The sequence below is a fragment of the Candidatus Nitrospira salsa genome (assembly GCF_965152625.1).
Genome location: NZ_CBCUCO010000004.1, coordinates 567,194 through 582,795, shown reverse-complemented (window position 1 = coordinate 582,795; position 15,602 = coordinate 567,194). Strand labels below are relative to the sequence as shown.

12 protein-coding genes are annotated in these 15,602 nt (G+C 48.7%); 3 read left to right on the top strand and 9 right to left on the bottom strand.

Annotated elements, in window-relative coordinates:
* Nucleotides 1–90: 90 nt before the first annotated feature.
* Nucleotides 91–2,544 (bottom strand): tetratricopeptide repeat protein, encoded by a 2,454-nt coding sequence (locus ACWQXP_RS16770; protein WP_454064012.1) that lies wholly within the window; start codon nucleotides 2,542–2,544, stop codon nucleotides 91–93.
* A gap of 329 nt (nucleotides 2,545–2,873) precedes the next feature.
* Here ACWQXP_RS16770 and ACWQXP_RS16765 point away from each other — a divergent pair, with 329 nt between their 5' ends.
* Nucleotides 2,874–3,080, top strand: coding sequence for a FitA-like ribbon-helix-helix domain-containing protein (locus ACWQXP_RS16765; protein ID WP_454064011.1), 207 nt, complete (start codon nucleotides 2,874–2,876; stop codon nucleotides 3,078–3,080).
* 312 nt (nucleotides 3,081–3,392) lie between these two features.
* On the top strand, nucleotides 3,393–5,042 hold the full coding sequence (locus ACWQXP_RS16760; RefSeq protein ID WP_454064010.1) for a DEAD/DEAH box helicase: 1,650 nt from the start codon (nucleotides 3,393–3,395) through the stop codon (nucleotides 5,040–5,042).
* A 39-nt stretch (nucleotides 5,043–5,081) separates the two neighbouring features.
* Here the strand turns inward: ACWQXP_RS16760 and ACWQXP_RS16755 are convergent, their stop codons facing one another.
* From ACWQXP_RS16755 to ACWQXP_RS16745, 3 genes are all read right to left on the bottom strand, one after another.
* On the bottom strand, nucleotides 5,082–5,714 hold the full coding sequence (locus ACWQXP_RS16755; protein WP_454064009.1) for a hypothetical protein: 633 nt from the start codon (nucleotides 5,712–5,714) through the stop codon (nucleotides 5,082–5,084).
* A 161-nt stretch (nucleotides 5,715–5,875) separates the two neighbouring features.
* The gene (locus ACWQXP_RS16750; RefSeq protein ID WP_454064008.1) at nucleotides 5,876–6,754 is read right to left on the bottom strand and encodes an HAD family hydrolase; all 879 of its coding nucleotides are present in this window, start codon (nucleotides 6,752–6,754) and stop codon (nucleotides 5,876–5,878) included.
* A gap of 257 nt (nucleotides 6,755–7,011) precedes the next feature.
* Nucleotides 7,012–7,347: a pentapeptide repeat-containing protein gene (locus ACWQXP_RS16745; protein WP_454064007.1), complete on the bottom strand. Its 336-nt coding sequence runs from the start codon at nucleotides 7,345–7,347 to the stop codon at nucleotides 7,012–7,014.
* Between the two features lie 705 nt (nucleotides 7,348–8,052).
* Here ACWQXP_RS16745 and ACWQXP_RS16740 point away from each other — a divergent pair.
* Nucleotides 8,053–8,364 carry an STAS domain-containing protein gene (locus ACWQXP_RS16740; RefSeq protein WP_454064006.1) on the top strand — a complete coding sequence of 104 codons (312 nt, stop codon included), beginning with the start codon at nucleotides 8,053–8,055 and terminating at the stop codon, nucleotides 8,362–8,364.
* A 177-nt stretch (nucleotides 8,365–8,541) separates the two neighbouring features.
* On the opposite strand, the gene ACWQXP_RS16735 is transcribed toward ACWQXP_RS16740, so the two are convergent.
* From ACWQXP_RS16735 to ACWQXP_RS16715, 5 genes are all read right to left on the bottom strand, one after another.
* The gene (locus tag ACWQXP_RS16735; protein ID WP_454064005.1) at nucleotides 8,542–9,303 is read right to left on the bottom strand and encodes a response regulator; all 762 of its coding nucleotides are present in this window, start codon (nucleotides 9,301–9,303) and stop codon (nucleotides 8,542–8,544) included.
* A gap of 22 nt (nucleotides 9,304–9,325) precedes the next feature.
* A complete protein-coding gene (locus ACWQXP_RS16730) occupies nucleotides 9,326–12,382 on the bottom strand; it encodes a PAS domain S-box protein (RefSeq protein ID WP_454064004.1) in 3,057 nt (1,018 codons plus the stop codon).
* 459 nt (nucleotides 12,383–12,841) lie between these two features.
* Nucleotides 12,842–13,654, bottom strand: a complete 813-nt coding sequence (locus ACWQXP_RS16725; RefSeq protein WP_454064003.1) for an AAA family ATPase — start codon at nucleotides 13,652–13,654, stop codon at nucleotides 12,842–12,844.
* 87 nt (nucleotides 13,655–13,741) lie between these two features.
* The gene (locus tag ACWQXP_RS16720) at nucleotides 13,742–14,695 is read right to left on the bottom strand and encodes a phosphatidylglycerol lysyltransferase domain-containing protein (protein ID WP_454064002.1); all 954 of its coding nucleotides are present in this window, start codon (nucleotides 14,693–14,695) and stop codon (nucleotides 13,742–13,744) included.
* A 52-nt stretch (nucleotides 14,696–14,747) separates the two neighbouring features.
* Nucleotides 14,748–15,347 carry a YkgJ family cysteine cluster protein gene (locus ACWQXP_RS16715; protein ID WP_454064001.1) on the bottom strand — a complete coding sequence of 200 codons (600 nt, stop codon included), beginning with the start codon at nucleotides 15,345–15,347 and terminating at the stop codon, nucleotides 14,748–14,750.
* Nucleotides 15,348–15,602 lie beyond the last annotated feature (255 nt).

Here is a 15,602-nt window from a genome sequence, read left to right as displayed (position 1 = left end):
TGATATGCGCCACACGATGACCAGCGATCAGCCCGGTCATGTTGATAGCTGCCCCTATCATTTCGAAAGAAAAAACTCGACTTATTGCAGTCAGCCCATGTTTTGTATCTCCAACTCAACCCCTTCTAGGTTGCCCTTGACCGTCAAGGTCTTTGGATGGCCTTTCCCCAGCAGATTCTTGAAGGCTTCATACGAGTGAATGAGCAACGTCTTGGCCTCCTCTAACTCGCCCAGGTCTTGCAGCACCAACGCCAGGTTGGATTGGCTGATCGCAATACTGGGATGGCCGGGGTCATAACTGTGCTCATGCGATTGCAACGCAGCCCGAAGCAACGTCTTGGCCTCCTCTAACTCGCCCAGGTCTTGCAGCACCAACGCCAGCTTGGATTGCCTGATCGCAATACTGGGATGGCCGGGGTCATAACTGTGCTCATGCGATTGCAACGCAGCCTGAAGCAACGTCTTGGCCTCCTCTAACTCGCCCAGGTCTTTCAGCACCAACGCCAGGTTGGATTGCCTGATCGCAATACTGGGATGGCCGGGGTCATAACTGTGCTCATCCGATTGCAACGCAGCCCGAAGCAACGTCTTGGCCTCCTCTAACTCGCCCAGGTCTCGAAGTACCACCGCCAGGTTGGATTGGCTGCTCGCAATACTGGGATGACCGGGGTCATAGGCCTGGCTGGCCAGCGCCAAGGCACGTTTCCCGACCGCCTTGGCGAGCTGATAGCGACCCCGTTTTCGTTCGTGCCAACTCATAGAGGTCGCTATGTCGATCGCCTGTTCGGGCTCAGCAATCTCAGAATCTAACAGGATTTGCCCATGGGGTAAGACCTTTTCAAGTTCAGTCAATGCGGCCATGTCGGTTTCAGCTTGAGCGCGTAAAAGTTCCGCCATCACGGCCCGGACAGCTTGTGTTTTCGTTTCTTCATCGTCTTCATAAGTTTGCGCACGAACAAACCCTCTCACCAGCCGGTGGATCTGTGGATCATAGTCTTCATCGAGTTCCACGAGCGAGACTCGTTCCAACGCAGAAATGCCATCATCGACAGGGTTCGTTAACGCAGAATCCGACGTATCACTCATGACCCGCTTGAATAACCGTCTTGGTGTCGGTGATGGCGCCCACCACGCCATCAGCCGCAGCAATTTCTGCTCGGCTTCTGCTACCAAGTTCCAACTCAATTGAAACGTGGCCCCGATCGCTTTTTCATGCCCTGTCGGGAGTTCATCCTTATAAGATTCAGTAAACACATTCAGAGTAGCGATTTCCCCGAGTTTGGTCATTTCTTCTAACAGGGCCTTGACCTCTAGTGCTGGCCTTCGATTGAGAAAGTGACAGGCAAGCTCAAGTGCGAGTGGTAAGCCACCCAGTGACTCAATCAGCGGTATGGCCTCAGAGCCAAACATACGGTCACCGCTGTTCAGCAGCTCGAGCCCTTCTTCTTGTGTTAAGAATGCGAGAGGGACCTTGCTATGGGCTAGATCCCTGCGACGCGTTGTCACAAGAACTTTCAGATTCACGACAACAGGAAGCCAAGGCGCTAACGGCTCCGTTTCTGAAAAATTATCAAACACAATGAGAGTGGAAGCATGCGTTTGGCCCAAGCTCTGCCAGAGTACTACGCATTGTTGCTTAAGTGGTAACGCACCATTGATGTCAATGCGCGCACTGTCGGCAATCTGTTGTACGACCGTGGCTAAACCTTGATCTGCGTCGGTCCAGAACACACCACCGGGATAATAGTTACCGAACCGATGCACATATTCAGTTGCCAATTGGGTCTTTCCTAAACCCCCGGCCCCACTCACAACTCCCACACCTTCGACAACGGCGGTATTGTCATGGTGAAGTATATCGTGAAGATTCCACAGCGGTTCGATCCGACCGGCAAAGCGACTGCCCAGAGAACGGTAAGGCATCCGATGGCGCGTCGGGAGAGTGACAATGGGTGGGAGTCTGCTTCTGTCCTTGGCGAGAGTCTCTGAACTCTGTCCACCTAACAGTGGTGCGACTGAATCGGGTGCTTGAATGTCCCGTGATCGTATGGGCGGCGCAGCTTCGGTTGTGTTGGTCAATCTTCGTAACAACAACGTATAGGCCTGGCGAAGATCGGTGTTGTCCAACCGCGTCAGGTCCTCGTACGGCAAGCCCTGCATGAAGGATGGCGCTGAAGTCGTCCACTCACCTCGTGCAAGTGCAGTCACTGCTTTGTTACGGGCATCTTGTGTGAACATCGCGCTGCCTAGCAACATGCTTTCCCAGCCCGACCCGGTTGAACCCCCACCATCCTCCATTGCATGCACTTTTTCTTGGTATTTCGGAGAACATAGAACAAGCACCTTGTCTGCCTGCCGTACCTCGCTGTTCATGAACTCAGGAATGGTTTGCCCTTTTTGCACATGCCAACGGTCAAGGCGTGCGTCAACACCATCCTCACGCAATTGTGCAGCCAACTGAGCCACCCAGTCACGATAGGTCTCATCCTCCCAGGCATAGGAAATGAACACACGTACCGGTGTATGGGGAGGGGGGGAACTCATGGTTCATTTCCACCAATAACGGTTAGAAATACATTCATATTCGTTTGTCGTGTTTGCACGCGTTCGGTAAGCCCCACACATTACTGTATGCATACGTCAACAATATCCAGTATGAAAATACCGGATTTGGTTAATTAGTCAAGCGGATGCAGCGATAATACATTACGTCTGTTTGGAGGATATTCTGCCGGTGCGGGTCTTACGATACTGCGGCTCAGCTTTCGACGCTCAACTCTATTACGCGAATAATTTTTTTGTACTACGTCACTTGTTCCATGCGGAAAACTCAGGCAATATGATCTAGTATAGATCCATATGGGAAACAATCCATGTCGACGAACATATCTCTCAAAAACGTGCCTGACCGCTTAATATTACGTCTTCGTCAACAAGCTGCGAAACATCACCGTTCCCTGCAAGGAGAGGATCCTGCACGACTCACACCATCACAAATATTGTCGCAAGTTCGGCAATTAGGGCTCAAGACTCCACGAGAAGCTGTCTCGATCATTCGACGAGACAGAAATTCGTCATAAAGTTACTGATCAGCATGAGCAATCAGATTGTTGACGAAAACTGATGCAGATGCGACATTGAAATTGCTCAAGAGACTAACTTAACTATCCTCCTGTTATGCTGGCTTCAAAATTAATCAAGACTGCTCATTCATTACACATATGAACGACGATACAACGACATCCAAGAACGAATAAACCCAGCCGACGAAGGCCTCCAACATTCATACTTGATTTCAAACACCATCGCCGGTTGCGTTCACAACATAAAATCCTTATCGTATCGCCTTTTTGTTGACCACTAATTGAGAGACTCGGAACTTAACGCTTTCAATGCCGAAACCCTTACGCCCTTGGATATCTCCGTTGCGCCCCTGGCAGGAAGAGGCCTTTCAATTAATCTCCTCTCATCCCACAGCGAACTTTTTAGCCGTCGCCACCCCAGGTGCAGGAAAAACGCGATTAGCCTTACGCGTCGCGCATGACGGTCTCGCTAGTGGAAGAGCGAACCGAGTGGTGGTCGTCTGTCCGACGACACATTTACGCGAACAATGGGCCAAAGCTGCCCACTTCGAAGGTCTCCACCTTGACCCGACGTCGTCCAACCAACAAGAACGGGAAGCGACTGACTTTCATGGGTTAGCCACAACCTATCAACAGGTCTGCCTCGAACCTCAACGTTATCGCACTCAATCCCTTCGAACAAAAACGATAGTAATTTTTGATGAAATTCACCATGCCGGTGAAGGGAAAGAATGGGGGGATGCCCTCCAAGTCGCCTTTGATTCGGCCGTTCAACGCCTCTTACTCTCCGGCACACCATTCCGCACTGACGATAGCCCGATCCCGTACGTCCGTTACGACAAGGAACGCCGCAGTATCGCCGACTTTCAATATGGCTACCCTGAAGCCCTTCGGGATAGTGTCTGCCGGCCCGTGATTTTCCCGTCGTATGAGGGAGAACTGGCTTGGACTTCCCGCGGCGAAACGGTACATGCGACGTTCAGAGATGGCGTCAAGAAACCGTGGCGTCGAGAACGGCTCCGAACCGCATTACTCCAGGAAAGTTGGCTGGGAGAAGTCATTCAGGATGCCAACGAACGTCTCTCCTCCGTCCGCACAGCAGGTCATGACCATGCCGGAGGGCTCATTGTGGCCATGACTCAAAATCATGCCCGTGATATCGCCTCCCTGGTTCAACGCTTAACAGGAGAGCGAGCACAGGTCGCCGTTTCGGACGATCCGACGGCGAATCGAACGATCCAACGATTTGCACAAGGTCGGCAACGATGGTTGGTCGCCGTCAATATGGTCAGTGAAGGTGTGGATATTCCTCGGTTGCGGGTTGGAGTCTATGCGACCAATGTCTTGACGGAAATGTATTTTCGCCAGGTTGTTGGACGATTTGTCCGAGTGAACGAAGACGGAGGGCGGGATGGGAAGTCGTACCTCTACATTTCACAAGATCCGACGATTGTGCACTATGCGAAACAGATTACCAAAGAACGCAGCCATGCATTAAAAGAACAATCGTCACTGTTTGATCTGCCGCTCGCTCCTACGGATCGACAGGTAAAGCAGGAAGATGATTTTGCCCCCTTAGGGGGAATCGCACACGCGGATGAGTGGATTGGAGGGAGCTTTTTCCTCACCCATCCTGAAGTTCCTGAGTCTCAGCAGAATTTCTTTCGGCCACAGCCTCCTCCCACTGAGATACTTCCAGAAGAACCGGCTACGCTCGCAACTCCAGAACCTGAACTGTCCCTCTTCGAGCAAAAGAGCCAACTTCGAGACCAACACAAACAACTCGTGTCTCAGCTAAGCAGGCAAGATCGCCTTAACCATTGGCAAGTCAATGCGGCATTGAAAGACGCAACCGGGACTGCGATTAATCAGGCCACCGTCAGTCAACTCAAGAAACGCTTGCGTCTCCTTGAGCGTTGGGTCGAACATGGGTTTAAAAAAGGACGACCCAGAACCTAGGCCCAACACAGAATGCATGTCCAAAAGACTCTTACCGCACTACAGGCTAATGGTGAACGTCATCGTCCCAATAATATTCGTGGCATGCAACGCTTGCCCAGGACTTCCATAATAAATCGTGACGAGATATTGACCCGGCTTCCACCTCTCGTCTGAGGGCGAAATGATGAAATACCCATACCGTTGATTCATTTCTAACTCAATGACATCTTTGCCTAACGGTTCCTCGCCAACAGGCTTCCCGTCGACAATTGGATGCCATGCGGCAGCAAACTGTCCAGGCGCATCAAGCGGTTGCCCCTCGAATACGATAAAAATTTCCTGGGTGTCCGGAGTAAACGTTGAGACCCCAGGATCAACAGGTTCGACATACGCATCATCGGTCAGCCAGCCTGGCCGACCGTGTGAATCCCACGGAGTTTGGTAGCCACGCGCCATAGCGATCCAGGAAAACACCCCTTGTGGCCGCTTCCAATTCTTTTGATCAAATGCCATGTCGTAAGAATTTTGCGTGAAGTCTTGAGGAGGCGGGGTTGCTGGCCCGAACGGATCTTCGGCTAACGCACTCTTGCTTACCATCAGGACAAGAACTACAGCACATAGCATGGCTCCTGCTATCAAAAGTCCATGCTGACGTTTGTGATATATGTGATTAGTGTACGATAACTTCATAGGCACCTCCCGACCTTCATCTGTGGAAGAGAAGGTCTGAAATATGACTTCTTGCTATTCATATATTACATCAAAAATCTTCTGTAATACGAGGACAGCACTCGCCTTACAGATTTCTCACGAAAATTTTACGGATTTATCGCGAGAACGAGGGTATGTCATTACGGTGTTGGTGCAGCAACACGGGCTTTTTCTACGCCTTGCCTCCGTTCTTCTATTACCCCGTTCGCTATTTCTTTGACATGCTGTTCTAAAATCAACCGCAAATGACTCCCTGCCCGATAATCCGCCGGAGCCATAAAATGCACGCGCTCAGCATGATGCGCCAATTGATAACATTTTTCAAATGAACGTCGAGAATCATCTTCCGCATTATAGACGGCCACCGCAAAACCCCCGTTTTTCTTCATGAGTGTAAAACAGGGAACATCCGTTGGCCCATCCCCGACGTAAATCATATGACGAAACGGCACACGCCGCATCTCTTCAGGCATATGATCGTTCACGTCTTGATCCAAATCTAATAGACCCTTATTCACACGAAACAGAAATTGTGTCTTCTGTGTATGGCTAATCGTCCGCTTTGGAAAACTGATATGTCCATCATCTTCATCAAACTCACAACCGAAAATTGCCTTCACATATTGCGCGATGTGACTCCCATCAAGAATGGCCTTGAGCCCTGAACTCACCACATAGTGCTCTAATCGAATCCCAAGTTCCTCATATTCTTGTGGAGTAAACAGGGCATTCAGTTCTTCAAAGCAGTCCGGCACCCCTGGGAAAAAGGTGAGATCGGCTCCCATGCTCTTCAAGTCCTGGTTCGACAGTGCACGAATGGCTTTATGCTCAAGCAATCGCTTCATATACGCCAACTCTTGATCATAGCCCTTTTCATGAATCAACGTTGTGCAACTCGGCCAGAACTCCTTTGGATCAATCCCGGCATGTCGCAGAATAGTGTGATCCTGCATATAGTGTGGGCTCAGCGTGTGGTCAAAATCGTAAACAATCGCAATAATGTTGTGTGGATGAGTCATGATCACGTAACCGACGCCTTTCCGGAAAAATGATATTGTCTGTCGCCTCTAGGAAAAATACCATATTACGTCAGACTCAAAAAAACGAGGCATACGATCCTTGGAGCTTTGTGCTGGAAATGGAGTGTAAGTTGAGAAGTAAATCGTGTCAATCGAGAAGGCGTGAGGAATTAGTCAGGAGCATTCACGTTTCACACATGACACTTCAGACCAGACTCAACGATAAAGGCATGGTCAACAATACCGACGGGTTGCGCCTACAAGTACCGCATCCTAGTCCCGTGTTGAAAGGAGAGAAGAAGCTCGTCCGGACTAATTTCTTTGGGAAAATATACTCCAGAAATATGCGCACCGTTAATGCTGGCACCCTCCAACTGCGATTGAGAAAAATCGATGCCGCGAAGGTCTGCCTGTCGAAAATAGGAACCGCATAAATTGAGTCCCTTGGCATCCAATCCACGCAGATCAACGTTTCGAAAGTCGCAGTTTGTCAAATCCACGTTTTCTCCGAGCGCCCTCCGATCATTAAAGTCTTTCACCTTACCTTCACGAAGCAATTGATACATCGGATCATTCAATATTTTCGGAATCATAGATTCGCTCCTTTGAATCATGTGACTCAAAACAATCCCACTCTTTCTTGTCGGAAAATTGAGAAGAAAATTAAAAATATTTATAGCAAATCCAATTAACCTCCAGTTAGAGACCTAGGCTACGATCGTTGCATGTCCCGGGTATCGCTGAAAGGCAGTCTACGTTGAACTCTTTTCTCCCTTTGAAGTGTCGATCGAAGTCGCCTTGTCGACGATTGTTGCGTAACTCTGCGCAACCCTAATAGGCAGCCGACGTTCAACCCGGTTCTACCCCTGAGGTGTCGACTTGAGGTCGCCAAGACAGCGTCATGACCCACATCAAACATCGAAAGGGTATACCCACTTAAATGTACTGACAATAATTGACGTTTGATATCACGTATTGGATATCAAAATTATACAAGTTGGCGCGTTATCGTTTCGGTATAACTGAAACGGCTATAACAGGAAAGATGGACTAAATCACACGAACAGCGCGAAGGCGGCACAACGCCAACGACGAGACAACCCCGGACCAAAAGAGTTGAGCGTACTCGAACCCCTTGACAAGATGGCTGAAAAAAGGTTTTTATACAGGGGATGATCTCTAGGTTCTTCAGGAAGCAACACATGCAACCGAAAAGTACTTGAGAGACGAATCGACTCATCACTGGTGGACGGAAGTACAAGAGACCTGCCCCACCGAGTGTTCACTGGTGATGCTGCGTGGAATATACCCTCACTACCGAAAATAAACGTACGATCATCACTCTTTGGGGCCGACTTGACTCGCGAAGGCGAGAAGAGTTTTTAACGGCGTTCCAGCTGGCTCAAGAAGCGAACACAGAAGAAATTGTGATCGACTTACAGAAAGTCTCTTTTATCGATAGCACAGCTGTTGGACTCCTGATCGTCGCTCACCAAAAGTGCCAGCACCCTCCAAAAGACTTACGGCTCTGTGTGATCGAAGGGTCGGTGAAACAAACATTAGACTTCCTGAAAATCACGGACATTATTCCAGGCATCACACCACAATAGCGCTTGGTCTGATCAATGCTCTTCCTACCGTTACTGTCACAATCAAAGTAATCCAGGCTAAAAAATGAACTCTAATTTTGATATTTGGATAGGTTGCGTCAACGTCACAAAACAAGACCAGGTACAAAACACACCCAAAAGGTATGAGTTGTTTGGCAGGAACAAATTTCAATTCTTTTACGGATTCGGGTCTGTCGTCTTCAGGAGATCCTGTAGTTTAAGACGAAGATTCGCAAGTTCTTTGGATCGAAAACTCCCTTTGGTCAATTGCAACACTTGGATCGTTTCGTAGATACCTTCGCGTAGTTGAAAATAGTCTGAAGTGATTGTCGCTTGAGAAGCTTTGGCTTGAGAATCCTGCCCTGGCAAAGATTGAGATCTTAAATGTTCTACAAGCTCTTGAAGCTGATCTTGCAGGCTCGGGAGGGAGGGCCGTTTAGAAACGGTACCTGTTGTTGATTGTTCTTCGCCAATATTCCCAAATGTCAGAAGCGCGGTCTCAATATCTTCCAATTGATCCAATCGTTCCCGAGCCAAGGTACGCACAGAATGAACTGTTTGTAATTGACGTTTGAACTGAACACCTTTTCGAACAGATTGGAGTAGGTGCGGATAGTCCACCGGCTTCACGATATATTCAAGAACGTTTAACCGAACGGAGTCAACGGCTGAAGCAAGAGAGGGATAGCCTGTCACCACTATCACGGGTAGAATCTTTGAGCGAGTCTGAATTTCATCTACCATCTCCATCACGTGATTTCCAGGCATCTTCAGATCTGTGATCAGAAGGTCATAACTCTTGTTCTCTAAAGCCGACGAGAGCTCTCGAACATCTCCTACGGTATGGCATAAAAATCCTTCATCCAGGAGAAGCGTCTGCGTCGCCTTCGCAAACGTCTCTTCATCATCTGCCAATAGGATCGTCCCTTCCGATTTCATCAAGAATCCTCCTTAGCCCTTCTTACTGTAGCGGCAACATCACCGTAAATATGCTTCCCTGTTTTCCATTTGATGTACAATCTAATGTTCCCCCCATCGACTCAATCAAACTCCGAGAAACCGACAACCCTAATCCAAAGCCCAGACTTTGCCCTTCCTGGCTACCCTTCGTCGTAAAAAACGGATCAAAGATATGAGACACGACGTCAGGATGAATGCCGCATCCCTGGTCAGAGACGGACAGGGCAAGCGACTTTTCGCACATTGCAATGTTCACCGTCACCACTTGCTCAGGCGCTGAGGCATCCAAGGCATTTTGGATCAAATTACAGAGTACTTGTACAAGCTCTGTCGAGACGCATGCAACCGAAATCATGTGACGTGGAAGCTGAGATCTCAGATACACATGACACTTCTCTCCAGCTGGTAGCATAATATCGATAGCCGTAATCACAATAGGCACGATATCCTGTGCGACCAACTCCGACTGTTGGGGACGGTATAAATCATACATATGTCGAACGATACTCGCCATACGGCGCACACATTCATCAATTCGTCCGATATACTCAAAATGCGGATGCGCCGGGTCGACTGCCTGCCTCACCAAGAGCATCGCTTGCCCGATAGATGCGAGAGGATTATTGATCTCATGCGCCACACCTGCCGCAATCTGAGCAAGTGATGCCAGTTTTTCAACCTGCATGCGCCGTTGTTCAAGCTCTTGAATACGTTCACTGCGTTGAGTGACTTCCGCTTCAAGGCCAGCCGTATATCGGCGAAGTTCGTCTTGTAGCTTTTTTCTTTCTTCAACTTCTTGTTGAAGCAGAGTATTCTGTCTGCTCAACACACTATGAGCCTCTTCTAACTCGCGTTCAGCCTGTTTCCGAACCGTCACGTCTCGATTCGCACCCACCGTCGCAATCATTGCCCCATCGGTCCCATACAACGGCACGACCACGGTTTCTGCAATACCATGCGCCCCATCTTTTTTAATAAACTTTATTTCTCCGCGCCAAAGCTTTTCTTGCTTGACCGACTCAATAATCTGATTCGTCAAAGCAGCGGCAACGTCTGGATGATGTAGCATGGCTGGAGTCTGGCCGAGCATTTCCTCTTTATCATAGCCAAATACCTCCGTGGCCCCCTGGTTCCAATCAAGAATCCGACCATCTAAACCTGTCAGTATGACCCCATCGGATATCGTGTCAAACACCAGCGCCTTCTGCTGAAGAGACTGCTCGGCTTGTTTGCGATCCGTCATGTCTTGGATCACATAGGCAAACCGAGGGCAGAGAGTCTCGCCCCAATCAATCTGCGTCACATTTACGGATAACCAATGCTTGCGCTCAGGAAGACCATGCCAATACTCGAAGGAAACCGGCTCTCCAGACCACATACACTCACGATACCGGTTCACCCACATCTTTAAATGCTCAGCTGAAACCCCTAACTCACTCCCAAAACGATCCTTCATCGTTTTATGGTCAACACCAAAAAACTCTCCGGTGGCTGCGCTATCGGAGATGTGAAGAATATCGTCACCGATCAGCTCCACAATCCCCATCATGACAGGAGAACTTTCGAAGAAACTTTTGAGCGTCATTTCACTAGCTCTAAGTGCGTTCTCAGCTTCCTTCCGCTTGGTGATATCTTCAAGCATCGACATGATGTACTCGACCGTTCCTGCGGAACTATACACACTATTGACATAGAGATTGGTATGAACAATATGGCCACGCTTGTGAATAAACCGTTTCTCAAAAGAATAAGATTCAATACTTCCTGACAAAATTTGCGCAAACATTTTTTGGTCAAGATCCAGGTCCTCAGGATGTGTAAACTCCTTCCAGTCTCTATCTTCTAATTCTTGACGAGTAAACCCAAGCATGTCGCATAAGCGATCATTGACCTCCACCCAGTCATTTCCCAATGATGAGATGGCCATACCGACTAATCCAGACTCAAAGTATTTTTGGAATCGGTTTTCCACATTGTGGAGTTCCTGTTCGGCATACTTTTTCTCCGTCATATCACGCAAGTGGACAAGCACTTCATGAACCTCACCCGCTTCGGAATAGAGAGGGGAATACGTCACCGACATATATCGCTTACCGGCTCGTGAAAAGGTAAACCATGATTCGTAGGACACTTCCTCCCCCGACAGTGCTTCATCAAATCTTGGTTTCACAAGGGTGAGAAAGGTCTCCTCACCAAGCATGTCTCGAACCATTGTACCTTCGATTTCTTCGCGAGGGACCCCATGCATTCGTTCATAGGCAGGATTGACTCGTCGGTAACGGTACTGCGTATCAACCAATGCAATTTGGCCAGGAAAACTCTCAAAGACCTGTTGAGTCAACAGAAAATCCTCGTTCATGTCCTGTTGATCAGTCTGATCAATTCCAACGGTCAGCACGCAGAGTTCCTGTGAAACATGACAAGGCTGCCTGACGAAGTCCACGATACGAATTCCCCGGTCAACGGTCGATACGTACTCATGCTGAATGTATTGACGTTGGAATGTTCTGAGTACTTCTTCGTCCATCTTCTCGTGGGTTATCCCGATAACTGGACTTGTCCACGCAGCTTGAGGATCCTTCATTACCATTTTTTCAACGGTAGTCCGGCAAACCTCTGCCATCGCTTGATTGGCAAATAAGATCTGTCCATTCGCCGACTGAAGAAACACACACTGCGGAATCATATCGACGACCTGCCTCAGTAAAGACCGTTCTTCAATAAGGTGAGTCATGCTGTTCTTATATTGGATCGTCAAGATAGCGGTCACCCAAATGGCATAGACCGCAAAACTTCGATTCACAATCACGACCCAATGTTCTCCGCCATCTGGCGACAATAAATAGCCAAGGATTGTCAGGCACGTGCAAAACATGGCCGCGCCAAGAGTCGTGCATGAACCCTGAAGCCAGAGGGTCACTAATACGACGGTCACGTAGAGAACCCCTCCAGCGACACCGAGCGGAAACATCACGTCCATCAAAAAAAATACAGCCGTCAACACCACAGATAATCCAATCAGGAATTCTTGTGTAAACGGCGTTCGGGAGATAGCCATCGTCTGCATTGTGCCCACCCCATAGTCTTGCCTAATACATACACATGTTTAGAGGGAGGAGGACTGTATCAAGATTTTGACCATGCCTCAAATTGAGCATAGAAAGGGTCTGCTCGATGACACTCGTTAGGACCACCACCAAACACGTCTTGTTGATGAATAGTGGAAGACTCTAGGAAAAGAAAGAGAAGGGGAGACTGGGAAGATGTTGGTGGAACGGCGAAATCGAACAGCACTTGAAGCCACTCCATAAACACAAGTATGAAAAGGATCAACAAGAATAGGACTGTTCAACAAAATCTCAAGAGGGTGCTGAGCATAACACTGCCTGTAAGGCAATCTCCAATCAGGTCAAGATGATAAAGAGAGACGAGTCCTGTCGTCTCTCTTATGACACAGACGATGGGCAATCATCTTTATCTCTTTCTTGATCGTCATGGATTGAGGATCATCCTGTTATTAGAAAATGGCTTTGACGAGTTCCTGAATGCTTCGTTGCATGTCTTGATCATCGGTAATCGGTCGCGTAACCGCCGCCTCACAGGCTCGATCTGGAGCCAGGCCTTGGCGAATTAACGTGCCGGCATAAATGAGCAGCCTCGTACTCACACCTTCCTCTAATCCATGGCTCCGCAAATTTCGAACCTTCTCACCAAGCTTCACAAGACGCCTCGCCACATCATTGCTGACCTTCGCCTCATGCTCAACAATTCGGACTTCAATCTCTTTGGGTGGATGAGAGAATTCAATCGCGACGAAACGCTGTTTCGTGCTTTGTTTGAGCTCCTTGAGGACACTTTGGTAGCCCGGGTTGTAAGAAATCACCAACATGAAGTCATCAACCGCTTCAAGGACTTGACCTTTCTTTTCAAGCGGAAGAAACCGACGATCATCACTTAACGGATGAATAATCACCGTCGTATCTTTTCGAGCCTCAACGATTTCATCTAAATACACAATCGCCCCATGCTTGACCCCTAAGGTCAACGGACCGTCAACCCACACGGTCTCCTCTCCCTTGAGTAAATAGCGACCAACAAGGTCCGAAGCCGTCAAATCTTCGTGGCAGGCAACCGTAATCAACGGTCGACCCAGTTCATGAGCCATATGCTGAACAAACCGGGTTTTCCCGCATCCGGTCGGACCTTTCAACATAACAGGCATTTTACTATCGGCGGCGATCTGCAAGAGAGCTTTCTCTCCGCTAACCTCTTCATAAAACGGCTTCTCCGTTACACGATACTGTTCAATATCTAATTCTTGACCCTTCATACCTGTATTCCCATCATGTCAAACTTCCCTTTCGTCAGAATCCACATCGATTATACTGAGGCCCTTAGAACCAGAACAAGGACCCAATTACGGAGTTACGAAATAATTGGGGACCATCTGAACCGGACGATAGGCCCGCTTGGAACAAGCGAGACTCGGGAGACCGGAATCATCCATCGTATTGATAAATGCATATGGTTCCATTTCCCGACAAAACTCTCGAAACAAAAACTGCGCGGCACCATAGACCGTCCGGTCCACGACCTCGACCAATATACAGAATACGTCTGAGGACCGCTCATATCCAAACGTGTATCCTCGAATCGTACCATCAATACACACAACTCGTCCGACTAACCCCAGGAGATTCGACGACTTCAAGATGACTTGATGCGCCGACTCCGCATCTTGCAACATGTATCGCGCAATGGAGTTTGAGGACGTTTCAGCCTCGGAGTATTGTGCCTTCTTCTGTAGAGCCCACCGATGAAAGAGTGCGAGGCATTCGTCTTGATCGGTCACCTCGTACGACCGATACTGGGCTTGATGCGAACGACAAAACCGGTTAAAGGATGCCCGGGGGACTTTATATTGATCCCCCTTCAGATCCACGAGGTCTTGTCGACGATAGAGATAGTCCGAATCCTTTTCCGCGACGGTAAAACCCAACTCCTGAAAGCCCTGCTTAAGCTCCTCCGGCACATTTTCAATTCGTGTCACAGCCGTACCTTGGTTTTTTACCCTCATGTATTCAACCACATGCTTCACCACATCCTTGAATGGATGGGAGGCCTGATGCTTACCATTTGGAATCGGACCCAGAGGCGGTAGCGGCATAAAGACTCCATCACCATATTCAGCAAAAAGGCACCACCATCCATCAATTTCAGCCCAGGTATAGGAAAACAGTTCCTGCCAAATGATGTGCGGAGCAAAAGCCCAGGTAGCCAGTGAAGTGGCCCCTCCCTCGCAAGTATGCAGCAATGCCTGGTCGAGTCTTACACGGTCATGTACGGTGAGCGGGGTCAAGCAGCGTGACACGTGCTGTAGGCTTTCAATGAGTGACAATCCATATTAACGTCATGGCACTCATTTAATGATCCACAAAACCAAGAGCCTGCGTGAGATGTGGTAATGGGTGGAGCACCACTACATCTACCTGAAACGGTGTCACAAGATGTGGATGAGCGACAATACGAGACGACAAATCACCATCCTCCAATTGTGCAAATATCTCTTGTGCGGCATCCATCATTTCAGCTGGTAATGTTGGGACAACGGGGAGACTCGACACATCTTGGAGGGGTTCAAACCCATCATCCACTGGCAATAAAAACGGACACTTGGTATCCCAGCCCAAGAGGACGGACTGATGCTCTTGATCCCACATTAAGACAAATGGATAAATTTGACAGTCTAAGGGCCGGACTTTATAAATACGGCACTCAGATGTCTCAGGGTCAAACGCGGGACAGAGGTAGCCTTCGCCTGACGGATGCGGTACCACATCCACTTGGCATCCCCCTAGATTTGAGAAAAACCTTGAATCTACTCCATATTCTATGGCCTGCCGTATTTCAAGTTTCATGAAAAACGGGCGAAGGAAACTCTCTCGTTCGGGGAATCGACAACACACATCACAGTTCAAGCAAATCTTCGATGGAACGATCTGTGGGATTGAGGATGCTGGCATAACCGCACTCATGTCATGAAATCGTGGGTTTTCTATGATGAAGTTATCCTAATCGCCGAGGCGCCTCTTGAGCAACAATCAATCTTCCTCCCACCCATTACCTTGTCTGATTTAGAAGTCACATGGTACGATCAGTCTATTAGCCTATCATGGTTATAGAGACGGATTCCCTCTGACTTGACCCAAAATGCTCGATACGTGCACATTGGGACTCAGCCCCTCACATCTCGACTCCATACGTTGAGGGGTTCCATC